Raw genomic sequence first — 22,129 nt, 5'->3', positions numbered from 1 at the left:
TCGCTCGACAGCTCCCCTAGCGAGGGGAGCCTCTGGCGAAGAGATAAAGCTTTACGGAATGCCAAAGCCTCCCCTCGATAGGGGAGGTGGCACGCCGTAGGCGTGACGGAGAGGTTTCACCGTTTACACTATAATCTTATCACAGGAATTGTCCGTTGGGAAGAAACAGATGGGAGAGAAATGAGCCGATTTTTGGTTTTTTCTCGTGAAAAGTGCTAAAATCCAGCTTAAATTTTCGTCGTTTTGACGGTAAAAGTCGTACTTTCGCCCCATTTTTGCCTGCCTTGCTGACCGAAACGCCGTCATTGACGAAATTTGTGAAAACGTGTATCATGGGTAACGGCATCGCATTTTTCAACTTTTGTCTTTTAAGGAGGTCCATGCCATGCGTCCTCTCATCATCGCCCATCGCGGCGCGTCCCATCTGGCCCCCGAAAACACGCTGACCGCGTTCCGTCTGGCAAAGACGCTGGGTGCGGACGGCTTCGAGTGTGACGTTCAAATCACCAGGGACCGTCATCTCGTGGTGGCCCACGACTACCTCACCGACCTCAAGACCGGCGTCCACGGCAACATCCCGGATATGGACTTCGACGACCTGCGCCAGCTGGATTTCGGAAAATGGAAAAGCCCGGAGTTCGCGGGCGAAAAGATCCCCACCCTCGAAGAGGTTCTGGAAGTCGCACAGGACTTCAGGATGATACATATTGAGTTAAAGCCCTACTTGGACCGGGACGAAGAGATCGTGGACCGGATCATCGACGCCGTCCTTGACGCCGGGCTGGAAGAAAAGGCCGTGCTCACCTCCTTCGAGTACGGCGCCCTCCGCCGGGTGAAGGAGCGGATGCCCCAGATGGCCACCTGCGCCATGACCCTCAGCCCCGAATCCCAGCTCAGCCAGCCGGCCACCTTCTGGGAGAAACTGGGCCTCAAGAAGACCGACCCTCTCGTGGAGAAGCTTTCCAGCCCCCAGGCCCTCAGCGAAGCGGCCGCTCTGCTGGAAGACCCCAGCAGTCTGGACGAAGAGAACAGCGTCCTCATCTACTACCTGAAAGACCGTCTCGATTTTCTCTACTCCATCTTCCCCGGCATGAACCTGGCCGAAATTTTGCAGCAGTATTATTATCAGACGGATTTTGTGAACTATGTGGCCCAGTTCGGCTTCCCGGTGGATTACGTCGGGCCGGAGTACCACGCCTTTTTCCGGGACAAAGACCTTATCCCCAATGCCCACGCCCGCGGCTTCAAGGTCGCGCCCTGGCCGGTGGGCGTGGAGAGCCGGGACGACCTGCGCCAGCTGTTCCGGCTGGACCCGGAGCTTGTGGTCACGAATAAGCCCGAGGTGGCTGTTTCCATCCTCACCGGGCTGGGCCAGTGGGACGAATCATCCAAAGAGGGTTGACAGCCCTCTTTTTTTGGAGCATAATAGTCCTGTATCGAACAGTTTTATGTGAAACAGTTCGGCGTTCGAACATTCACATCAAAAGTCAAACCAGAAGGATGATACTATGAACCAAGCCTTTGAACCCGCCTGCACCCCCATCGCGCCGCCGTGGGAGGCGCCGCAGGTCATCCCGGCCCAGCTGCGCCGGGTGAACAACCTTATTTTCCGCAAGATAGGCCAGATTGCCCGCACCAATGGCGTGGAGGCCGTGACCCCCATGCACGGCTGGATCATGGAGTATCTTTACCGGCACTCCGAGACCCCGGTGTTCCAGCGGGACATCGAGCGGGAGTTCTCCATCACTCGTTCCACTGTCACCAACATCCTGCAGCTCATGGAGCGCAAAGGCTACATCACCCGTCAGAGCGTGGAGCAGGACGCCCGCCTCAAGCAGCTGGTCCTCACCGAAAAAGGCCGCCAGTTCCACGAGGACACCATGCGGGCCTTCCACCAGACCGATGAATATGTGGCCGGCCTGCTCACCGAAGAAGAAAACACCGAGCTGCTGCGGCTGCTGAATAAACTGTATCTGGGACTAAAGTGAAACAAATATGAACTTTTTCCGAAACTTTGGAAAAAGCATTGACTTTAATATTGTTTTGTATAAAATTGTTCCGTACCAAACAATTTATCAAAGGAGGCTCAAAGTATGATAAAGAAGCTTGCTTCCCATCTGGGCGAATACAAACGCGCCGCTATCCTGACGCCGATGTTTTCCGCACTGGAAGCAGTCATGGACATCCTGCTGCCCACCATCATGGCGTTCATCATCGACCTTGGCATTGAAAAGGGCGATATGAACGCCATCGTCAAATACGGCCTGCTCACCTTCGCAGTGGCGGCCATCGCCCTGCTGCTGGGCGTTCTGGCCGGCAAGTACGCCGCCGAGGCGTCCACCGGCTTTGCCGGCAACCTGCGCGATGCGATGTATGAGAATATCCAGCATTACTCCTTCTCCAACATCGACAAATTCTCCACCGCCGGCCTCGTCACCCGTATGACCACCGACGTGACCAACCTGCAGAACGCTTTCCAGATGATGGAGCGTATGTGTGTGCGCGCCCCGGTCCATCTGGTGTTCGCACTCATCATGGCGTTCAGCATCGGCGGCCCTCTGACCCTCATCTTCGTGGTGGCCATCGCCTTTCTGCTGGCCGTGCTGGCAAGCATCATGGTCCCCACCTTCAAAATTTTTGACCGTGTTTTCAAGAATTACGACAACCTGAACTCCTCCGTGCAGGAGAACGTGTCCGCTATCCGCGTGGTCAAGAGCTTCGTCCGCGAGGGCTTCGAGAACGAGAAGTACACCAAAGCCTGCGAGGGTCTGTATCAGCAGTTCGTCAACGCAGAGAGCCGTCTGAGCTTCAACAACCCCGCCATGCTGACGGCTATTTACGGCTGCAACATTGCCCTGAGCTGGTTCGGCGCAAAGTACATCCTGCACGGCGCGATGACCACCGGCCAGCTGAACGCTCTGTTCGGCTACATCATGAACATCCTGATGGCTCTGATGATGCTGAGCATGGCTTTCGTCATGATCTCCATGTCCGCCGCTTCCGCAAAGCGTATCGTGGAAGTTCTGGACGAGACGACCGACCTTCCCCCCGCCAAGGCTCCCGTGCAGGAAGTCAAGGACGGCAGCATCCGCTTCGACCATGTCACCTTCAAGTACAAGCACGGCTCCGGCCAGCCTGTCCTGAACGACATCACCTTTGACATCAAGCCCGGCGAGACACTGGGCATCATCGGCGGCACCGGCAGCGCAAAGTCCAGTCTGGTGCAGCTCATCCCCCGCCTGTACGACGCCGAGACCGGCACTGTCAGCGTGGGCGGCGTGGATGTCCGGGATTACAATCTCGACGTCCTCCGCCACGAGGTCTCCATGGTGCTCCAGAAGAACGTCCTGTTCTCCGGCACCATCCTCGACAACCTCCGCTGGGGCAATGAGAACGCCAGCGAGGAAGAGTGCATCCGTGTGGCAAAGCTGGCCTGCGCCGATGAGTTCATCGAGCGCTTCCCGGACAAGTACAACACCTGGATTGAGCAGGGTGGCTCCAATGTGTCCGGCGGCCAGAAACAGCGTCTGACCATCGCCCGCGCCCTGCTGCGCAAGCCGAAGGTCCTCATCCTCGACGACTCCACCAGTGCCGTGGATACCGCCACCGACGCAAAGATCCGGAAGGCGTTCCGTGAGGAGATCCCCGGCACCACCAAGATCATCATTGCACAGCGCATTTCCTCGGTGCAGGATGCCGACCGCATCCTCGTGCTGGACAACGGCCAGATCAACGGCCTCGGCACCCACGAGGAACTGCTGAAGAACAACGCGATCTATCAGGAAGTCTACAACAGCCAGACTCAGGGCGGCGGCGACTTCGACAAGCAGGGAGGTGAGCAGTAATGGCAGAACAGAAAGCAAAAGTCGTCCATGGCCCCGGCCCCCGCGGCATGGGAGGCCCGCGTCCGAAGGTCGAGAACCCGGGCAAGCTGCTCAAGCGCATCATGGCAGAGGTGTTCCAGCATTATCTGCCTCACTGCATCCTCGTGCTCATCTGCATCGTGGTCAGCGCGCTGGCCAATGTGCAGGCAAGCCTGTTCCTGCAGACCCTTATCGACGACTATATCATCCCCATGACCCAGCAGCAGGACCCCAGCTTTGCACCGCTGGCCGGTGCGCTGGTGCGCGTCGGCTGCATCTATGTGGTGGGCATCCTCGCTGCATGGCTCAACGCCCGCATCATGGTCAACGTCACCCAGGGTACCCTGCGCAACCTGCGCATCCAGCTCTTCACCCACATGGAGAGCCTGCCCATCAGCTACTTTGACACCCATCCGCACGGCGACATCATGTCCGTCTACACCAACGACGTGGATACCCTCCGCCAGATGCTCAGCCAGAGCATCCCCCAGCTGGTATCCAGCGCCATCACCATCGTTTCCGTCTTTGCCAGCATGTGCATGCTGAGCTGGCAGCTCACCATCGTCACCATGCTGATGGTAGCCCTGATGCTCTTCTGCTCCAAGAAGATCACCCAGCAGAGCGGCAAGTACTTCATCGCACAGCAGCGCGACCTCGGCAAAGTGAACGGCTACATCGAAGAGATGATGGAAGGCCAGAAGGTCGTTAAAGTCTTCACCCATGAGCAGAAGGCCCTCGAGGGCTTCCGCGAGCTGAACGACAAGCTCAAGGACAGCGCCAAGCAGGCCAACAGCTTCGCCAACATCATGATGCCCGTCAACGCTCAGCTGGGCAATATCAGCTACGCCATCTGCGCTCTGGTGGGTGCAGCCATGGCCGTCACCGGCATGGGCGGCGTCACGCTGGGTACTGTCATGGCGTTTCTGTCCCTGAACAAGAGCTTCAATATGCCCATCAGCCAGGTGTCCATGCAGGCCAACAGCATCATCATGGCACTGGCCGGTGCAGAGCGCATCTTCAAGATGATGGATGAGCCCAGCGAGACCGATGAGGGCTATGTCACCCTCATCAACGCCAAGTACGACAAGGACGACAACCTCGTGGAGGCCAACGAGCGCACCGGCATCTGGGCCTGGAAGCACCCCCACCACGACGGCACCACCACCTACCACAAGCTGGAAGGCGACATCACCTTTACGGACGTCGATTTCGGCTATGTGCCGGGCAAGACCGTCCTGCACGACATCAACCTCTATGGCCGTCCGGGCCAGAAGATCGCCTTCGTCGGCTCCACCGGCGCCGGCAAGACCACCATCACCAACCTTATCAACCGCTTCTACGACATCCAGGACGGCAAGATCCGGTACGACGGCATCAACATCCATAAAATCAGGAAAGCCGACCTCCGCCGCTCTCTGGGCATTGTGCTGCAGGATACCCACCTGTTCACCGGCACGGTCATGGAGAACATCCGCTATGGCCGTCTGGAGGCCACCGACGAGGAGTGCATCGCCGCAGCCCGTCTGGCCAACGCCGACGGCTTCATCAAGCGCCTGCCCGAGGGCTACAACACCATGCTGACCGGCGACGGTGCGAACCTGTCGCAGGGCCAGCGTCAGCTGCTGGCCATCGCCCGCGCAGCCGTTGCTGACCCGCCGGTGCTCATCCTCGATGAGGCTACTTCCTCCATCGACACCCGCACCGAGGCTCTGGTGCAGCGCGGCATGGACGGCCTGATGTATGGCCGCACCAGCTTCGTCATCGCCCACCGCCTCTCCACTGTCCGCAACGCAGACTGCATCGTGGTCCTGGAGCAGGGCCGCATCATCGAGCGCGGCAGCCATGACGAGCTCATCGCCAAGAAGGGCAAGTATTACCAGCTCTATACCGGTAATCTGGCTGAGAACTAAACTTTATATATAGAAAAGCCGCTGTGCAGTTTTGTAGCTGTACAGCGGCTTTTTCTTGTGTTTTGTCGAATTTTATGATACTCTTTAGGTGTCGGCCTTCCGACTCCATTCAAATTGGGGAAGGGGGTGAGAACCTATGGAAATGTTATCTTCTTTCATTCTGTCCGTCGCAGCCAATGTTGTGGCTCATTGCATTGGCAAGTGGTTTGACGAGCAGTTCAAGGCCGGTAAGCACTAACCCCTAGTAAGCAAAACGCCCCGCGGTATTCGCAGTACCGTGGGGCGTTTTGCTGCTCATTGGTGAAAACCTATGAAGCAATATCTTCTTTCATTGCTTTTATTATATGCACTCTCAGCAAAAAAGTCAAGCGCTTCGCAATTTTATCGATCCAAATCGTGCTTCTTACAGAACTTCCTGCTCACCCAGTACATCCCGGCCCAGATGGCGATGGCGAGGATGAGATACACCGGATTTTTCAGCGAGCTGACCAGCGACTGGCCGAAGAGAGCCATCATGGCCACCATAACGGCCTTGCCCGCCAGAAGGGTGAGCAGATAGCGCTTCTCGTCAAAATCCGAGATACCAAAGGCCAGATGCAGGAACGACGTGGGCGTAAAGGGCAGGACGGCCAGCATGAAGAGGCTGGCCGTGTCCACATGGCTGACCCACTGCTGGGCCTTTTTCAGCTGTTCGGAGCGAGAGGCCAGCTTCCAGAAAAAGCGTTTGACCACCCGCCGCCAGAATAAAAACACCACCGTGCCGCCTGCGGCCACACCGAGCCAGCTGTAGACGAAGCCAAGAAATCCGCCGTGGGCCGCGATATTGAGGGCCACGATGGCGATGAGGGGCAGCGGCGGAAAAATGGATTCCAGCATCGCCAGCAGAATAGGGACCAACGGCCCCAGCCCTTCAAAGCCCTCTAACAATGCCTCCCAGAATTCCAGCGTACCCAGCTGGTGGAGCCAGTCGATGAGCGTCGTTTCCATCGTGCTCGTACCATCCCTTTCGTTTCTGCCTGATGTTTCTTCTTAGTATATCCAGCATCTATGACCGGGATATGAACAAAATCTGAGCATTTTTGCCTTTTTCTTCCTGTCTCTCCTTACAATACGAAACAGCGTCGTTCTTTCCTGCACGATATTTTATTCTTCTGCCTCAGAAGATGTGCCGGGCGGCCTCTGCTTCGGCGGCCTGCCGTTCGGCCTTGAGGCGCTGACGCTCCAGATACTGGGCCTTCTGCTTTTTCCAGCGGACCAGGCTTGCATCGTCCGGCATCTGGACGCAGCGGGCGAAGGCCCAGTGCAGGCCGTCCCGGCGCGACATCCGGTATTTCTGGAACACGCCCCGGCCGGCCTCACCGCCCCGGCCCTTACAGACGGGACACTGGGACAGCGTGTACCAGCCGCTGCTCCCTTTTTTCAGCCAGACGTCATCCGGCTGCAGGGCCGTGCCACAGACCGGGCAGGCCATCGTGCCGATGACGGGGTCCAGCTTCCACATAGACTGGTCCAGATAGCCTTGGAAGACCCTGAAATCCCGGTAGTCGCCCGGCGTGGGGCAAAGGCTCTGGCGCAGGGTGTCCTCCTCGCTGGGGTAAGCGGCCAGTCCGGCCCGCAGGTCGAGCATACGGCAGAGGTCGGCAGTATAGAGGGTGTCGGACAAAGCGTCGTGGAAGGGGCGTTCCAGCGGGATGCCCATCCGGGTGACGACATTTTCCAGCTTCATCCCCTCGCCTTCCTTGCGGGGGTACTCCCGCAGAAAGAGCTGCTGCAGGTCGTACCAGACCGTCGGGCGGCTCTCGTCGAGATTGCAGAGGAAAAGGTTCTGCTTGAGCACCGGCACGTCATCCATGCCCCACTCGGCGAACTCGGCGTCCGGGCCGCACCACTTCATAAAGCGGCGGAGGCCCTGGATGATGGGTTCACCCTTGTCGAGGTCCTCCTGCGTCAGACCGGTGACTTTGGCGATGTGGTGCTGCAGGCAGCGGAAGATGCGGGGACGCAGGTGGATGGAGAAGGTATCCAGCACGTTGGCGTCCTCGTCGATCTTGACAGCACCGATCTCAATGATCTCCCCCCGGAACGTCTGCTGGACGCCGTGATAATTAAAGATAAACGGCTGATAGCCGATGTTCCACTCCAAATCGAATAAAACTAAGTTGCGCGGCATTTGTGTCTGGTATCCTTTCAAAAAATAAACTTCTCAATGGCCTCAGCCACGCCGTCATGGTTGTTGTCGGCGACGGTCACATAGTCCGCTGCCTCCTTGACGGGGGGCTCTGCATTCTGCATGGCCACACCCACGCCGGCAAAGCGTATCATAGAGCGGTCATTGAGGCCGTCGCCGCAGGCCATGAGGTTGTTGCGGGTCAGCCCCCTGCTTTCCAGCAGACTGCCGAGGCTCACGTCCTTGGCGACCCCCAGCGGCACAGCCTCGATGAAGAAGGGGCTGGACGGGTAGAGGTCGATCTCGCCCGCAAACTGTTTCCGGCCTGCCTCCAACACCTCGTCGCGGCGGGCGGGGTCGAGGGTAATGAGCATCTTGCAGATGGGATAATCCACATAGGCGGCGAGGTCCTCCACCTTCTGCATGGGCAGCTTGCAGGTAAAGCACTCCTTCAGCGCCCACTCGTCCTCGGGACTTTCGGTGACGACGCCCTGCTTATTATAGGTAATGATGACCACGCCCTGCTCCCTGGCGAAGGCACAGAGCTGCGGCACATACTTTGCATCCAGCTGCTTGCGGTAGAGCGTCTCGCCGGTGGCACAGTCGATGATGGCACCGCCGTTATACGAGAGGATGCAGCCGCCCTTTTTATCCAGTCCCAGCTCCTTTGCCAGCGGCATGATACCTGCCGTGGGACGACCCGAGGCCAGCACGATGGTCACGCCTTTGGCGGCAGCTGCGTCCAGCGCTGCGCGGGTGGCGGGGGTGACGACCTTCTGGTCATTGGTCAGGGTGCCGTCGAGGTCGAGCGCCAGCACACGAATATCTTTCTTTTCCATATCCAGCCTCACTTATTTTTACAGGCCGGAACGTCCCGGCCCTGTCGATTTTATCGCACACTTTTTTATTGTACAATGAATGCACCTCTCAGCGCAAGACTCTTTGTTATATTTCTTCGGCACTTTGGAGTTTGTTTGAAAATACAAACTGTAGTTTGTACCAAAAAACACGTAAAAATAGACATTTCTAACTACTTATCGTAAAATGTTAGCAGATGTAAACATCATCAAAATCCCTTGAAATTTCCAAAAACCGCGTTATAATAACGGCAGAAACACTTATCCCATGCCCTTTGGGGTACATGAGGGAATAAAAAGGAAGGTATACTACTATGGTCGATATTAAGAAGATTGCTCTGTTCGCTGCCGGCACCCTGTTCGGTTCCGCTGGTTTCAAGCTGCTGTCCAGCAGCGATGCCAAGAAGGTCTACACCCAGACCACCGCTGCTGTCCTGCGCATGAAGGACTCCACCATGGAGACCGTCAGCAAGGTCCAGGAGCAGGCCGGTGACATCCTCGAGGATGCAAAGGCCATCAACGAGGCCCGCGCTGCCAAGGCTGAGGCTGAGGTCATCGAGGACGCTGCTGAGGCAGAGACCACCGAGACCAACGAGTAATTTTGCAGTCTCTGAGCCGCCTGTGGGCGGCTCTTTTTATGGTTATTTTTTGCAATACGCAGAGGATATTCTGATATGAAATGTACTATTCTTCATGAGAGCCGCGGCCGCCTGCGGGTACACGTCTGCAATGTGCGGATGACCCTTCACCGGGCCGATGTGCTGGAAGCCTATCTGAACCACCACGACGCTGTGAGCAAGGCCAAGGTCTACGAGCGGACGGGCGATGTGGTGGTGTATTACACCGGTGCCCGCAAGGATGCCGTCGCCGCCCTGAGCACCTACCGTTTCGATGACCCCGATCTGGACGCACTGGTCACCAGCGCCGACAGCCGCCGCATCAATCAGGAATATCAGGAAAAGATGTATAACCTCTTGGCAGGCCGGGTGCTGCGCGAGCTGTTCCTGCCCGCCCCGCTCAACGCCGCCTACACCGTGTTCCGCTCCATCAAGTTCCTCTGGAAGGGTGTGTGCTGCCTGTGGCGCCGCAAACTGGAAGTCGAGGTGCTGGATGCTTTGAGCATCGGCGTTTCCATCTTGCGGGGCGATTTCGCCACCGCAGGCTCCGTCATGTTCCTGCTCAACGTCGGCTCCCTGCTGGAGGAGTGGACCCGCAAGAAGAGCCTCGACGATCTGGCCCGCAGCATGGCCCTGAATGTCGATAAGGTCTGGGTCCGCGCACAGGGCACCGAAGTGCTCATGCCGCTCACCAAGGTCCACCCCGGCGATGAGATCGTCGTCCGCTCCGGCAACATGATCCCGCTGGACGGCACCGTCATCGAGGGCGAAGCCATGGTCAACCAGGCCGCTCTGACCGGCGAGTCCATGCCGGTGCGCAAGACCATCGGTGCCACCGTCTACGCCGGCACTGTGGTGGAAGAGGGCGAGTGCGTCCTGACCACCAGAGCCGAGGGCGGCGCGAACCGCTACGACAAGATCGTGGCCATGATCGAGGAGTCCGAGAAGCTGAAGTCCAGCACCGAGAACCGTGCGCTGGCTCTGGCCGATCGTCTGGTCCCCTGGTGCCTCGGTGCTACCGTCGTCACCTACGCCCTGACCCGGAACGCCACCCGCGCCATCTCCTGCCTGATGGTCGATTTCTCTTGCGCCCTCAAGCTCTCCATGCCGCTGGCCGTTCTTTCTGCCATGCGCGAGTGCGGCGCAAGCCATATCACCGTCAAGGGCGGCAAGTACCTCGAGACCCTGTCCAAGGCCGACACCATCGTCTTCGACAAGACCGGCACCCTGACCCGCGCTACCCCCAAGGTGGTCAAGGTCGTCCCCTTCTCCGGCTGCAGCGAGAGCGAGGTTTTGCAGCTGGCCGCCTGCCTCGAGGAGCATTTCCCCCACTCGATGGCCAACGCCGTCGTCCGGGAGGCCAAAGAGCGTGGCATCTCCCACGAGGAGATGCACTCCGAGGTGGAGTATATCGTGGCCCACGGCATCGCCAGCCGCGTCAGCGGTGAGCGGGTCGTCATCGGCAGCCACCACTTCGTCTTTGAGGACGAGCACTGCACCATCCCCGAGGACGAGCGCGAGAAGTTCGATAACCTCGAGCCGGAGTATTCTCACCTCTATCTGGCCGCTTCGGGCCGTCTGGCCGGCGTCATCTGCATCGCCGACCCGCTACGTCCGGAAGCTTCCCGCGTGCTGCGCGCTCTGCGCGGCCTCGGCATCACCAACACTGTCATGATGACCGGTGACAGCGAGCGCACCGCCGCCGCCATCGCAAAGCAGGTGGGTGTGGACCAGTTCTTCGCCGAAGTCCTGCCCGAGGACAAGGCTGCTTTCGTCCAGAAGGCCAAGAGCGAGGGCCACACCGTCGTGATGATCGGCGACGGCATCAACGACTCCCCCGCCCTCTCTGCCGCTGACGTCGGCATCGCCATCAACTCCGGTGCTGCCATCGCCCGCGAGATCGCAGACGTGACCATCAAGGCCGACAGCCTCGAGGAGCTGGTCATCCTCAAGACCATCGCCAACTCCCTGCAGCGCCGTGTCAGCGCCAACTACCACTTTGTGCTGACCTTCAACTCTGCCCTCATCGCGCTGGGGGCAATGGGCATCCTGCAGCCTGCGTCCTCTGCTATGCTGCACAACCTCTCCACCATCGGCATCAGCCTCAAGAGCATGACCAATCTCATCCCCGAGGAAAAGGCTCAGAAGGCTCTGGCCGAAAAGAACTAAATCCCATCAGATACAAAAATACCGGCTGTGCATCCAACACAGCCGGTATTTTTATGTTCAGATATTACTCAAGGCCGATCTGCTGGGCGTACTCTTCCAGCAGCTCCCGCTCGAGGAAGGGGGTCTTGACGCCCTCGCGGTCACGGTAAGTCTCATGGCCCTTGCCGATGACGGCGATAAGGTCGCCCTCCTGTGCATGGTCAACAGCATAATGCAGGGCGTCGAGGCGGTCAGGAATCTCCACGAACTTTGCGTCCGGGTTGCCCTTGTTCATGCCCACGCGGATGTCGGCGATGATGTCTTCCACCTTCTCAAAGCGGTTGTTGTCCTCCGTGAGGATGGAGAAATCGGCCATCTTGGCACAAATTTCGCCCATGCCGTAGCGGCGCAGCTTGGAGCGGTTGCCGCCGCAGCCGAACACCACCACGAGGCGGTGGGGGGCGTAGGCCCGCAGAGTCGTGAGCAGGCTCTCGGTGGAGACTTCGTTGTGGGCGTAGTCCAGCAGGATGGTGAACTTCCTGCTGATGGGGACCAGCTCCACGCGGCCCTTGACCACACAGCGGCCCAGACCTTCGTGGATGGCCTCATCGGGCAGGCCCAGCACCTTGCCCACAGTGAGAGCGGCCAGCGCATTGTAGACGCTGAACTCGCCGGGCATATTCACCTTGACGTCCATATCGTCCTTGCCGGAGACATGGAACTGGACGCCGAGGAAGTCGTGGGTGCGGAGCAGCTGGTAAGTACCGGCGCGGTAGTCGGCCTTCTCGCTGCAGCCGTAGGTCACAAGCTTGCAGGTGTGGCCTTCCAGCAGGGCCTCGGTGTTCTCGTCGTCGATGTTCACGACGCCGGTGGTGCAGCGCTTGAAAAGCTGACCCTTCCAGCTGCGGTATTCTTCAAAGGTCTTGTGCTCGCCGGGGCCGATGTGGTCGGGAGAGAGGTTCGTGAAGACGCCGATGTCGTAATGGATGCCCGCCACGCGGTCCATCATGAGGCCCTGACTGGACACTTCCATCAGCGCCGTATCGCAGCCGGCGTCCAGAAACTCCCGGAAAGTCTTCTGCAGCTCATAGCTCTCAGGGGTGGTGTTGGCCGTCTCCTGATGGTGGCCGAGGAAGTAGATGCCGTTAGTGCCGATCATGCCCACTTTGCGGCCTGCGGCTTCCAGCACGCTCTTTATCATGTGAGTGGTAGTAGTCTTGCCCTTGGTACCGGTGACACCGATCATGGTCATCCGGCGGGAGGGGTTGCCGAACAGGTTGCCGCTCATGAGTGCCATCGCATAGCGGCTGCTCTCCACCTTCAGCACGGCAGCACCGGGGACGGTGGAAAGGTCGATGTCGTGCTGGACCACCAGCGCCGTCACGCCGTCGGCCACGCACTGGGCGGCGTAGTCGTGGCTGTCCCGCTGGGTACCCACGATGCAGACGAAAAGTCGGCCCGGGGCCGCCTTGCGGCTGTCGTAGATGATGTCCTCGATGTCAAGTTCAAGGCTGCCCTGCACCAGCGTATAGGACACGCCCTCCAACAGTTGTTCCAGTTTCATCGTTCAAATGCTCCTTATTGCTGTTCTGCCGCTGCGGCAGTAGGGTCTTCGGCGGGCGCGGCTTCCGCGCCCTCAGTATCGGGTTCGGTGCCGGAGACTTCCTCCGGCTGGCTCTCGGCTTCTGCCTCCGCCGGGGCGGCAGGCTCTTCCGGGGCCGTCCAGCCCGAGGGCAGGGTCGGCTCACCCTGTGCAAAGCGGAATTTGCGGCTGGAAGAGGCGCTCAGGTGGCTCAGATCCAGCATACCGGTGTCGGTGGGCGAGCAGCCCTTGCCGTCCTCGTTGAGCAGGACATACTTTGCCAGCCGGAGTTTGTAGTCCAGCTCATTCAGGGTACCCAGAAGCACGCTGATGCGGCCCTGATACAAAAACGCCATCTGCTCCGGGTCCTCGAACTCGATGCGGGTGACATCCGCCCCCAGCTCACTGCTGTCCAGTGCGGTCAGCAGAGTGTTCAGGGACTCGAGCCGCTTATCCGTGGGCGGTCCGGCCTCGCTGGATGCGGCGCTGTCAGACGCCGCGCTGCCCGAAGACGCGCCGGACGGTCCTGTCTCAAATTCCAGCTGTGTACCCGGCGTCGTGGATACCGGCTCGCCGCCGCAGAGGATGATAAGGTCCGGCTGGGCCGAATCCTTATCCAGTATCTTCAGCCCCGCAGAAAGGCTCAGCCAGCCGCTGGACGTCTGCATGGCGTAGACGGCAGTGGCCGCGTTGGTCCGCACCACTACGGTGTTAGGGTAATCCCGCTCCACCCGGATATTTTCCAGCAGCGGGAACTGCTTTTCCAGCGCAGCGGCCTTTTCGGCGGGGTCGAAGCTGAAGATGTTCTCTTCCGCGTGGACGCCCAGCGCCTGCAGGATCTCAGCGCTGGAATAGCCGCCCACCTCCTGCACCACCTCTCCATCGACCGCCACTTCTAAGGTGTTTATCTTGAAGAGCATGGTCACGGTGAGGTAGACGCCCACCCCGATGACGCAGAGCAGCAGCGCCAGCGCCGTCAGACGGCGGATGGCCCTGCGGCGGCGGACAGCGGCACGAGTCAGACGGCGCTTTTTTCTGCCCTCCCGCCGGGCCGGGCTGCGGAGGTTCGCCTCCGTGGGGCGGTAGCGCCCGCCGCTCTGAGGCCTCCGGGCGCTCTGGACATTCTGGGGCCGCTGGCCATTCTGGGGCCGCTGGCCATTGCGGGGGCGGCTCCCATTTGTGGGGTAGGCGGTCGTGTTCTGACGGGGCCGCTGGCTTCTCTGCTGGCCCTGACGGCGGCTCTGGTTCTGGTTATTGGGCCGTCGCGCCGTCTGCTGGGGAAACTGGATGCTGTTGTCCGCATATCCCGAGCTGTGGTTTTCGAACGTCACATTGCCGCCCGAGAAGTCCAGCGTCTGCTCCTGATAGCCCTGCGTCCGGCGACGGTTCTGATTCGAGGGACGCCGGTCCTGCGTCCAGTCGTAGGCTTTGCGGGACTTTCCCTGCCGCCGGGCGCTGTTCTGCTGGATTGAACTGCTGGGGCGTCGGCTCTTGTTCCGATCCTGCTGCATGGTGCGGCGTCGCCTCCTTTCCGTCTGATTATTTTATCACAAGAGTGCTGCCGAATCAATCACGGCGTCTTGACCAGTTTCATCAGGGCGTCGGCGATGCGGTCGAGGCTGTCGTCCACCGAAAGGGTGCGGGCGTTCCTGCCCATGGCAGCCAGCTTGCCCGGCTCGGCCAGCAGGCCGGAGACGGTCGAGACCAGCTTCTCGCCGGTCAGATCCTTTTCCTCGATGACCACAGCGGCACCGGCCTTCTGCAGCTCCATGGCGTTGTAATACTGGTGGTTCTCCGCCACATTGGGGCTGGGGATGAGGATGGCGGCGCGGCCCTCGGCTTCCAGTTCGGCCAGCGTCAGCGCACCGGCACGGCTGATGACGAGGTTGGCAGCGGCCAGCAGCTCGGGCATATTGTTGATATATTCCTTCACCACGAGGCTCTCGCCGGGAGCAAAGCCTTTTTCCTTTTCGAGATTTTGAAACAGCTCCACGCCATACTGTCCGGTGGCGTGGATGTGGAGCACAGGCTTGTGCTCTTTCTGCTCCCATGCGCAGAGGTCGGCCACCACCTCATTGACGCGGCGAGCGCCGAGGCTTCCCCCGAAGGAGAGGATGACGGTGCGGTCACCGGCACCCAGCTGGGCGCGGATGGCGTCCCGCTCCCCTGCCTTCTCGAACACTTCAGGCCGCACCGGGTTGCCCACGACCTGCGTCTTTTCGGGCGCACCCAGCTTTTCCACAGCGGCAGGCACGGCGGCGAACACGATGTCCACGTCCGGGGCCAGCAGCTTGTTGGTCACGCCGGGGAAAGCGTTCTGCTCATGGATGGCGGTCTTGATGCCCTTCTTGGCGGCGCAGCGCACCACCGGGCCGGAGACGTAGCCGCCGCAGCCGATGACGAGGTCGGGCTGCACTTCCTTCATCATGGCCCGGGCTTTCGGGCCGGAGAGGGCCAGGTTCCAGAGGGTGATGATGTTCCGCTTGATGTTGTTCAGGGAGAGCTTACGCTGGAAACCGGTGATCTCGATGTGGTGGAAGGGGTAGCCCGCCTGGGTCACAAGGCGGTATTCCATGCCCTCCTTCCGGCCTGCAAAGTGTATCTCGGCGGACGGGTCGGCCTTTTTGATGGCTCCCGCGATGGCCAGAGCCGGGTTGATATGTCCGGCAGTTCCGCCGGCTGCGATAAGTACACGCATGGTGATTTCCTCCTTATCTGGATGTGCTCAATATCCCATGTTGGGGTCGAGCCGGATGGTGTTATTGGACTTTTCTTTTTCCCGCTGTTCCCGCAGGGCGCGGAGATTCTCCCGCTCGAGGCGGGCGCGCTCGCCGCCCCGGCCGATGTTTATCATCACGCCCATCTCGGCCAGCAGCAGGATGAGACTGGTGCCGCCGGAGGAGAAGAAGGGCAGCGAGATGCCGGTGTTGGGCAGGGTGTTGGTGACGACCGCGATGTTGCAGAACACCTGCCACGCAATTTGGGCCATGATGCCGATGCCCACCAGTGTGCAGTAGCGGTTCTCGGCGTGGAAGGCCAGCCACAGCCCCTGCACGAGGAAGAGCACGAAGAGCAGGATGACGATGACGGCACCCACGAAGCCCAGCTCCTCGCACACGACGCTGAAGATGAAGTCGTTGGTGCTCTCGGGGAGCCAGAGCTGTTTTTCGATGCTGTTGCCGAGGCCGAGGCCGGTGACACCGCCGGAGCCGATGGCGTAAAGGCTCTGCAGGGTCTGGTCGGTCATCTTGCTCAGGTCGTGGGTCCAGCCGTCCAGACGGCTCTGTAAGTACGGGATGGAGTCGATGTGCTCCAGCACGGTGCGGAGCAGCAGCACAGCGGACGCGCCGCCCGCCCAGGTGATGATGCCGCCGCTGCCGCCCAGCAGCAGGATGGTGCCGCAGATGGCCGTCGTCAGGACGATGCCGGACATATGCGGCTCAAGCATGAGCAGGATGACCACCGGGATGAGGGGCAGCAGCGGGACGATGAGTTCCCGCACGATGCGCTGATAGAGCCACTGGCCTGCCGGGACGCGCCGCCCGGAGGCGGGGTCCAGCTTTTCCAGATGGGGCGCTTTCGCGGCCAGATGGGCCGTGAGCAGTATCATCTCAAACTTTGCGATCTCCGATACCTGAATGGTAAAGCCGATGCGCAGCCAGCGGCGGCAGCCGTTGAGGGGCGCACTGAACAGCACCGCGATGAGCATCACGATGCAGACGACATAGCCCGGCCCGACCATCCTGCGCAGAAAGCGATGGTCGATGCGAGAGAAGAGCAGCATGACCGCGAAACCCAGACCCAGGCAGAACACCTGCGACTTGATGTAGTAGAAGCTGTCGCCCATCCGCAGGTAGCCCGTGGTGTAGCTGGCACTGAACAGCATGATGAGTCCGAACACGATGATGACTGCCAGCGTCGCCAGCCAGTTGATGAGCACCTGCGGCCAGGGGCCGGGGCTCGACAAGATGGCAAAGGACTCAGACTTTTTTCTCCGGATGGTCGCCATCCGCATTCCCTCCTTATCGGGTCCCGGCTCAGCTGGCCCGCGCCACCTGCAAGGTCAGCGCAAGGCCCAGCATTGCCAGGACTCCAAAAATATAAAAGATATTCACCGGGTCAAAGCCCCGCTTTTCCAGCCAGCGGTGGAGCGGCGCGGTGCCGAACAGCTGCCGCCGCCCGCCGGAGGCTTTCCAGACAATGATCTGCAGAGCCACCATGCCGCCTTCCAGCCAGTAGGGCAGAGCCAGCGGGAGCGTCAGCCCGGGCCAGCCGACGCTCAGCGGCACACAGCCCAGCGCACCGGCTAAAAACTGGCATCCCACTGCACCGGGGCGGAGCTTTGCGGGGTAGAAATTCCAGAGCAGGAAGGCCATCAATGCCCCGGCCAGCGCCGCCGGGAGGACGCCCAGCGGGAACCAGCCCAAGAGGGTCATGGCCGTCATGAGACCCAGCATGGCGATGAAGGCGCAGCCGCAGACCGTGCCGTCCATGCCGTCGGCGGTGCGGGCGCTCTCGGCCAGCGCCACTAAAATCGCCAGCCAGACCACCGGGGCCAGCGGCCCGAGGGTGCAGTAGCCGACGCCCGGCAGGGCCAGCCCATCGGGCAGGCAGTGGTTCAGCCCCAGCAGGGCCAGCACCAGCGTGCCGGAGGCCGCTTCCAGCGCCAGCCGCACCGGGCGGCGCAGCCCCAGCGGTGACCGATGCCGCAGCCGGACCACATCGTCCGCGAGGCCCACGGCCCCGAAGCAGAGCGCCCCGAACAGGGCGATGAGCAGCCGAGTGGTCAGCAGGCTCTCAGTCCCCAGCAGCTCCGGCTGGGCGACACAGGCCGCTGTCCAGCCGACGCCTACCGCCGCCAGCGTCCCCACCATCAGGCAGAGCCCGCCCATCGTGGGCGGCTCATTTTCCTCCTGCTGGACGCGGAACGCCCGCAGCAGCGGCGTCATCAAATTCCCGAGCGCCGCCGTGAGGACGAACCCCAGCGTTGAGGCGACGATCAAGGCAAAACGAATCATAATAACGATACTCCAAGTATTTTACTTTGCGCAGACGGGATAAAACAGGGCCAGCGCCTTTTCCAGTGCCATGCCCCGGCTGGCCTTCACCAGCAGAGCGTCGCCCGGGGCCATCCGGGCCAGCAGAGCGTCTGCAGCCTGCTGGTAATCCTCGGCGTGGACGACGTCGGCGAGGCCCGCGTCCTTTGCAGCCTTTGCCGTCCGTGCGGCCTCGGGGCCGTAGGTGACAAGAGCGGTCAGCCCGGCCTCTGCGGCCTGACGGCCCAGCTCTTCATGAGCGGGCGCGCTCATCTCGCCCAGTTCCAGCATATCGCCCAGCAGAGCGAAACGGCGCTTGCAGGGGTACTCTTTGAACATCGCCAGCGCAGCCTTCATGCTGTCGGGGTTGGCGTTGTAGCAGTCCTCGATGACGTCCATGCTGCCTGCGTGGACGACCTTCTGGCGCATACCGGTCTGCTCGAAATCGGCCAGACCCGCGATGACGCCCTCGGGCGCGAGGCCCAGACGGGTGGCAGCGGCGTAAGCAGCCAGCGCGTTCGCCACATTGTGACGTCCCATCGCAGGAATCGTCACCTCATAGCTGCCTGCATTTTTATCGCAGAGGGTGAAGGCCATGCCGTCGCCCTCCTGCCGGACATCGAGGGCGCAAACGTCGGCATTCTCGTCGCCGAGGCTGAACCACACGGGCCGGACATGGGTGGGCAGAGCGGCTTTGCGCAGGAAGGGGTCGTCGCCGTTGAGCACGAGGGGCGAACCCTCGGCAAGGCCGGCGCAGATTTCCAGCTTCGCCTTGCAGATGTTCTCCTGACTGCCCAGATTGCCGATGTGGGACACGCCGATGCAGGTGATGATGCCCACATCGGGGCGGGCGCACTTTGCCAGACGCTCGATCTCACCGGCGTGGCTCATGCCCATCTCGACGACAGCGTACTCCGTATCCCTGCCGATGCGGAACATGGTGCGGGGCAGGCCCAGCTCATTGTTCTGGTTGCCCTCGGTCTTGATGGTATTGCCAAAGCCCGCGATGGCGGCGTAGGTCATCTGCTTGGTGGTGGTCTTTCCCACACTGCCGGTGACGCCCACCACCTTCGGGTGGAACTGGCTGCGGTAGTTCGCGCCCATGACCATCATGGCGTGGTAGCTGTCGGGGCTGATAACAGCCTTTTCAGCCGGGACGCCCTCCACCGGGTGGTTGAGGACGACATAGGCCGCGCCCTCTTCCAGCGCCTTGGCCGCGAAATCGTGGCCGTCGAAGCGCTCACCGGGGAAAGCCACAAAGATGCAGCCGGGGCAGACCTCGCGGCTGTCGGTGGTCACGAGGCCGATGGGCTGGCTGTCGGCGAAGCCCTCGGGGGCAAGGCCTTTCAAAAGCAGGTCTGCTGCGATTTTTTCCATAATAAATCTCCTTATCCGCAAGTGATGGTGACGACGGTGCCTTTCTGGACGCTGGAGCCGGCGGCCTCGCTCTGGCTCTGCACGGTACCGGCGCTGTCGCCCGCCACCTGACAGTTCAGGCCGGCGGCGGTCAGCATCTGGCGGGCAAAGTCGGCACTCTTGCCGCTGACGTCCGGCACTTCCGTGTGGCTGCCGGAGTAGGTATCGGTGTAAAGATAGATGGTGGTGCCGCTGGCCACCGTTGCGCCTGCGTGGGGGTACTGGTAGGTGACGACGGCAGCGGTCTGGTCGCTCTCGCTCTCCACGAGCTGATGCTTGAGGCCCTTGGTATTCAGGGAGACCTGCGCATTGCTCCACTCCTTGCCCACGAGGTTCGGCACCTTGACGGTGTTCTGGCTGCGGTCGATGCCGTCGGTGGCAATGCCCAGATAGGGGGCTATCTCACTGATGATGTTGCCGACCACAGGCGCAGCCAGAATGGACGAATAGTCGGTGTGGGCGTTATTGGGGTCGTCCAGCATGACGTAGACCAGAATTTCGGGGTCGTTGGCAGGCAGGACGGCGGCAAAGGAGGCGACCTTCTTGTAGTCGCCGTCGGCGCGGCGCTCCATGTTCAGCTGCTCGGACGTACCGGACTTGCCGCCGATGCGGTAGCCCGCGACGTAGGCGTTGGAACCGCCGCCGGTGGTAGTGCCGTCGCCCACCTCATACTCCATGATCTGCCGGATGGTCTCGCTGGCGCTCTTGCTGATGACCTGACGGCGGACGTTCGCGCCGATCTCCTCGACGACGTTGCCGTTCTGGTCGGTTATCTTATCCACCACATGAGGGGTGACGAGGTAGCCGCCGTTGACGGCTGCCGAGACGGCGGTGCAGACCTGCAGCGGGGTCACAGCCATTGCCTGACCGAAGGAGGAAGACGAAAGCTCGACCTCGCCCAGCTGGCTCTTGGTGTAATACTTCATCATGCCCGTCTCGTTGGGCAGGTCCACGCCGGTGCGCTCGGTGAAGCCGAAAGCGTCGAAGTAGTCGTAGAAGGCGCTGGAACCCAGCCGCTGACCCAGCTGGATGAAGTAGATGTTGCAGCTGTTCCGGAGGGCCTCGGCGAGGTTCTGGACGCCGTGGGCCTTCTTACCGGCGCAGTGGTACGTCTCTTTTGCCACGCCGTAGGCACCGGAGCAGTTGAAGGTGGTGTAATAGGTGGCCTTGCCCGAGTCCACACCCATCGCGGCCGTGATGACCTTGAAGACGCTTCCGGGGTAGTACAGCTCGGTGATGGTCTTGTTCTTCCACTGGATGTCGCGGTAGGTTCCGGTGTAGTCAGGGTCTTCTTCCGGTATCTTCTTGCCTTGCTCGTCCCGGAGATAGTTGCCGTTGGCGTCTTTCTTGTAGATGGTGTAAATCTCCGGTTCTGCGTTCACCTGCTCATTCAGATAGGCCAGGTTCTCGCTAAAATCCAGCGGAGCGTTGGGGTCGAAGTCAGGCTTCGAGGCCATAGCAAGGATGGCACCGGTCTTGACGTTCATGACGATGGCTGCGCCACGGTTCTCGACCGTGTTGGCGTAGATGGCCTCGTTGAGGTAGCGCTCCACGACCTCCTGCACATTGACGTCCAGCGACAGTACCAGATTGGAGCCGTCCTTGGCGGCGTAAGTGGTGGCGTTGGCGTCGGCGATGGCGTTGCCGTAGGCATTGCGGAGGGTGATGGTGCGGCCATTGACGCCCGCGAGGGTGTCATTGTAGGATTTTTCGAGGCCGTAGAAGCCCTCGCCGTCGCCGTTGCAGAAGCCCAGCACCGATGCGGCGAACGCGCCGTAGGGGTAATCGCGCTGGAAACTCTTGGACGAAGAGACGGAGATACGGCCCTTCTTGATGACGGTGCCGTCTTCCAGAGTCTTGGCTTTGGCGTGATCTTTATTATATTCGCTGATGTATTTCTCGATGGAGAGCTTGACGGCATTGTTCACCTTGGTGGCCAGCACCTGATAGGACGACCCGTTCTTGGACAGCGCGTCGTGGACGGTCTGGTACTGGGTCTGATATTCTGCCGAAGAGGTATCTACGCTGTCGAGACTCTCGCCGTCGCCGGAGAGCAGCCGCAGGGTGAGCTGGCGGCTCACATCGGCCAGCGTCGTCTCGTCCACGGTCTTGACAGCCTCACCCGTCTCCTCGACGGTCTGGCTGGTGAAGAGGGCCGTGCTGTAGCTGGGGTCGGCCCAGATGGTCCATACTACGCTGGTGGACGCCAGCGTGATGCCGGAGGCATCGTAGATCTCGCCGCGGGTGGCCTGGATGGTGCTGTCCAGCAGCTGCTGCTGGGCCGCATACTGGCGGAAGGTCGCGCCCTGTTTTATCTGGATGTTATACAGGCTGTGGGTGACGATGCCCGCAGCCGCCACTACAAAAAATACCGCCGCGCCGAAGCTGAAATGCCGCAGCCGCGCACTGAGGCGCTCGTGCGGGTCGCTGCGGCGGAGGCGGTAGTAGATGTTCTTATGCTGGTCGTTGGAGGGCTTGTTTTGCATGGTATTCTCCTGCAGAAACCAGAAAAGCGTGCGCTGCCGCACGCTTT

General features: G+C 60.7%; 17 protein-coding genes. 6 read left to right on the top strand and 11 right to left on the bottom strand.

Going from position 1 to position 22,129, the window contains the following annotated elements:
- Positions 1–139 precede the first annotated feature (139 nt).
- Positions 140–409 carry a hypothetical protein gene (locus tag AAAU26_RS09830; protein WP_227618685.1) on the bottom strand — a complete coding sequence of 90 codons (270 nt, stop codon included), beginning with the start codon at positions 407–409 and terminating at the stop codon, positions 140–142.
- Here AAAU26_RS09830 and AAAU26_RS09825 point away from each other — a divergent pair.
- From AAAU26_RS09825 to AAAU26_RS09810, 4 genes are all read left to right on the top strand, one after another.
- On the top strand, positions 386–1,402 hold the full coding sequence (locus AAAU26_RS09825; RefSeq protein WP_207676931.1) for a glycerophosphodiester phosphodiesterase: 1,017 nt from the start codon (positions 386–388) through the stop codon (positions 1,400–1,402). The two genes, AAAU26_RS09830 and AAAU26_RS09825, sit on opposite strands and share 24 nt — an antisense overlap.
- A gap of 106 nt (positions 1,403–1,508) precedes the next feature.
- Positions 1,509–1,988: a MarR family winged helix-turn-helix transcriptional regulator gene (locus tag AAAU26_RS09820; RefSeq protein ID WP_149793643.1), complete on the top strand. Its 480-nt coding sequence runs from the start codon at positions 1,509–1,511 to the stop codon at positions 1,986–1,988.
- 105 nt (positions 1,989–2,093) lie between these two features.
- Positions 2,094–3,845: an ABC transporter ATP-binding protein gene (locus AAAU26_RS09815; RefSeq protein WP_227618686.1), complete on the top strand. Its 1,752-nt coding sequence runs from the start codon at positions 2,094–2,096 to the stop codon at positions 3,843–3,845.
- Entirely contained in the window at positions 3,845–5,773 is a 1,929-nt protein-coding gene (locus tag AAAU26_RS09810; RefSeq protein WP_227618687.1) for an ABC transporter ATP-binding protein, read from the top strand. The genes AAAU26_RS09815 and AAAU26_RS09810 overlap by 1 nt, the downstream gene beginning before the upstream one ends.
- 381 nt (positions 5,774–6,154) lie before the next feature.
- Here AAAU26_RS09810 and AAAU26_RS09805 read toward each other — a convergent pair whose 3' ends face one another.
- From AAAU26_RS09805 to AAAU26_RS09795, 3 genes are all read right to left on the bottom strand, one after another.
- Positions 6,155–6,760, bottom strand: coding sequence for a TVP38/TMEM64 family protein (locus AAAU26_RS09805; protein WP_227618688.1), 606 nt, complete (start codon positions 6,758–6,760; stop codon positions 6,155–6,157).
- A 169-nt stretch (positions 6,761–6,929) separates the two neighbouring features.
- Positions 6,930–7,943 (bottom strand): 3'-5' exonuclease, encoded by a 1,014-nt coding sequence (locus tag AAAU26_RS09800; protein ID WP_227618689.1) that lies wholly within the window; start codon positions 7,941–7,943, stop codon positions 6,930–6,932.
- A gap of 17 nt (positions 7,944–7,960) precedes the next feature.
- Positions 7,961–8,779 (bottom strand): Cof-type HAD-IIB family hydrolase, encoded by an 819-nt coding sequence (locus tag AAAU26_RS09795; RefSeq protein ID WP_227618690.1) that lies wholly within the window; start codon positions 8,777–8,779, stop codon positions 7,961–7,963.
- A gap of 332 nt (positions 8,780–9,111) precedes the next feature.
- Between AAAU26_RS09795 and AAAU26_RS09790 the strand changes: the two genes are divergently transcribed.
- Together AAAU26_RS09790 and AAAU26_RS09785 are read left to right on the top strand one after the other, a co-directional pair.
- Positions 9,112–9,396, top strand: coding sequence for a DUF6110 family protein (locus AAAU26_RS09790; RefSeq protein WP_149793637.1), 285 nt, complete (start codon positions 9,112–9,114; stop codon positions 9,394–9,396).
- A 75-nt stretch (positions 9,397–9,471) separates the two neighbouring features.
- A complete protein-coding gene (locus tag AAAU26_RS09785) occupies positions 9,472–11,583 on the top strand; it encodes a heavy metal translocating P-type ATPase (RefSeq protein ID WP_227618691.1) in 2,112 nt (703 codons plus the stop codon).
- Between the two features lie 64 nt (positions 11,584–11,647).
- On the opposite strand, the gene AAAU26_RS09780 is transcribed toward AAAU26_RS09785, so the two are convergent.
- Genes AAAU26_RS09780 through AAAU26_RS09750 form a run of 7 tightly spaced genes read right to left on the bottom strand, consistent with a single transcriptional unit; the run spans position 11,648 to position 22,082 of the window.
- Complete coding sequence (locus tag AAAU26_RS09780) at positions 11,648–13,126, bottom strand: UDP-N-acetylmuramoyl-L-alanyl-D-glutamate--2,6-diaminopimelate ligase (protein ID WP_227618692.1); 1,479 nt, start codon at positions 13,124–13,126, stop codon at positions 11,648–11,650.
- A gap of 14 nt (positions 13,127–13,140) precedes the next feature.
- On the bottom strand, positions 13,141–14,655 hold the full coding sequence (locus tag AAAU26_RS09775) for a cell division protein FtsQ/DivIB (RefSeq protein ID WP_227618693.1): 1,515 nt from the start codon (positions 14,653–14,655) through the stop codon (positions 13,141–13,143).
- Between the two features lie 59 nt (positions 14,656–14,714).
- On the bottom strand, positions 14,715–15,842 hold the full coding sequence (gene murG, locus AAAU26_RS09770) for an undecaprenyldiphospho-muramoylpentapeptide beta-N-acetylglucosaminyltransferase (protein WP_227618694.1): 1,128 nt from the start codon (positions 15,840–15,842) through the stop codon (positions 14,715–14,717).
- Between the two features lie 27 nt (positions 15,843–15,869).
- Positions 15,870–17,153 (bottom strand): FtsW/RodA/SpoVE family cell cycle protein, encoded by a 1,284-nt coding sequence (locus tag AAAU26_RS09765; protein ID WP_227618695.1) that lies wholly within the window; start codon positions 17,151–17,153, stop codon positions 15,870–15,872.
- Positions 17,154–17,181: 28 nt separating this feature from the next.
- The gene (locus tag AAAU26_RS09760) at positions 17,182–18,162 is read right to left on the bottom strand and encodes an MraY family glycosyltransferase (protein WP_227618696.1); all 981 of its coding nucleotides are present in this window, start codon (positions 18,160–18,162) and stop codon (positions 17,182–17,184) included.
- A 21-nt stretch (positions 18,163–18,183) separates the two neighbouring features.
- Positions 18,184–19,557 carry a UDP-N-acetylmuramoyl-tripeptide--D-alanyl-D-alanine ligase gene (locus tag AAAU26_RS09755; RefSeq protein ID WP_227618697.1) on the bottom strand — a complete coding sequence of 458 codons (1,374 nt, stop codon included), beginning with the start codon at positions 19,555–19,557 and terminating at the stop codon, positions 18,184–18,186.
- Between the two features lie 11 nt (positions 19,558–19,568).
- Positions 19,569–22,082, bottom strand: a complete 2,514-nt coding sequence (locus AAAU26_RS09750; protein WP_227618698.1) for a penicillin-binding transpeptidase domain-containing protein — start codon at positions 22,080–22,082, stop codon at positions 19,569–19,571.
- Positions 22,083–22,129: the final 47 nt, after the last annotated feature.

The sequence above is a fragment of the Faecalibacterium longum genome (assembly GCF_040094125.1).
GTDB lineage: Bacteria > Bacillota > Clostridia > Oscillospirales > Ruminococcaceae > Faecalibacterium > Faecalibacterium longum.
The sequence above is the reverse complement of the archived record's forward strand: the minus strand, read 5'-3'. Positions and strand labels throughout refer to the sequence as shown.

Coding starts and splice junctions, on each gene's coding strand:
- AAAU26_RS09825 (WP_207676931.1), top strand. CDS start 386: ATGCGTCCTCTCATCATCGCCCATCGCGGCGCGTCCCATCTGGCCCCC.
- AAAU26_RS09830 (WP_227618685.1), bottom strand. CDS start 409: ATGGGCGATGATGAGAGGACGCATGGCATGGACCTCCTTAAAAGACAA.
- AAAU26_RS09820 (WP_149793643.1), top strand. CDS start 1,509: ATGAACCAAGCCTTTGAACCCGCCTGCACCCCCATCGCGCCGCCGTGG.
- AAAU26_RS09815 (WP_227618686.1), top strand. CDS start 2,094: ATGATAAAGAAGCTTGCTTCCCATCTGGGCGAATACAAACGCGCCGCT.
- AAAU26_RS09810 (WP_227618687.1), top strand. CDS start 3,845: ATGGCAGAACAGAAAGCAAAAGTCGTCCATGGCCCCGGCCCCCGCGGC.
- AAAU26_RS09805 (WP_227618688.1), bottom strand. CDS start 6,760: ATGGAAACGACGCTCATCGACTGGCTCCACCAGCTGGGTACGCTGGAA.
- AAAU26_RS09800 (WP_227618689.1), bottom strand. CDS start 7,943: ATGCCGCGCAACTTAGTTTTATTCGATTTGGAGTGGAACATCGGCTAT.
- AAAU26_RS09795 (WP_227618690.1), bottom strand. CDS start 8,779: ATGGAAAAGAAAGATATTCGTGTGCTGGCGCTCGACCTCGACGGCACC.
- AAAU26_RS09790 (WP_149793637.1), top strand. CDS start 9,112: ATGGTCGATATTAAGAAGATTGCTCTGTTCGCTGCCGGCACCCTGTTC.
- AAAU26_RS09785 (WP_227618691.1), top strand. CDS start 9,472: ATGAAATGTACTATTCTTCATGAGAGCCGCGGCCGCCTGCGGGTACAC.
- AAAU26_RS09780 (WP_227618692.1), bottom strand. CDS start 13,126: ATGAAACTGGAACAACTGTTGGAGGGCGTGTCCTATACGCTGGTGCAG.
- AAAU26_RS09775 (WP_227618693.1), bottom strand. CDS start 14,655: ATGCAGCAGGATCGGAACAAGAGCCGACGCCCCAGCAGTTCAATCCAG.
- murG (WP_227618694.1), bottom strand. CDS start 15,842: ATGCGTGTACTTATCGCAGCCGGCGGAACTGCCGGACATATCAACCCG.
- AAAU26_RS09765 (WP_227618695.1), bottom strand. CDS start 17,153: ATGGCGACCATCCGGAGAAAAAAGTCTGAGTCCTTTGCCATCTTGTCG.
- AAAU26_RS09760 (WP_227618696.1), bottom strand. CDS start 18,162: ATGATTCGTTTTGCCTTGATCGTCGCCTCAACGCTGGGGTTCGTCCTC.
- AAAU26_RS09755 (WP_227618697.1), bottom strand. CDS start 19,557: ATGGAAAAAATCGCAGCAGACCTGCTTTTGAAAGGCCTTGCCCCCGAG.
- AAAU26_RS09750 (WP_227618698.1), bottom strand. CDS start 22,082: ATGCAAAACAAGCCCTCCAACGACCAGCATAAGAACATCTACTACCGC.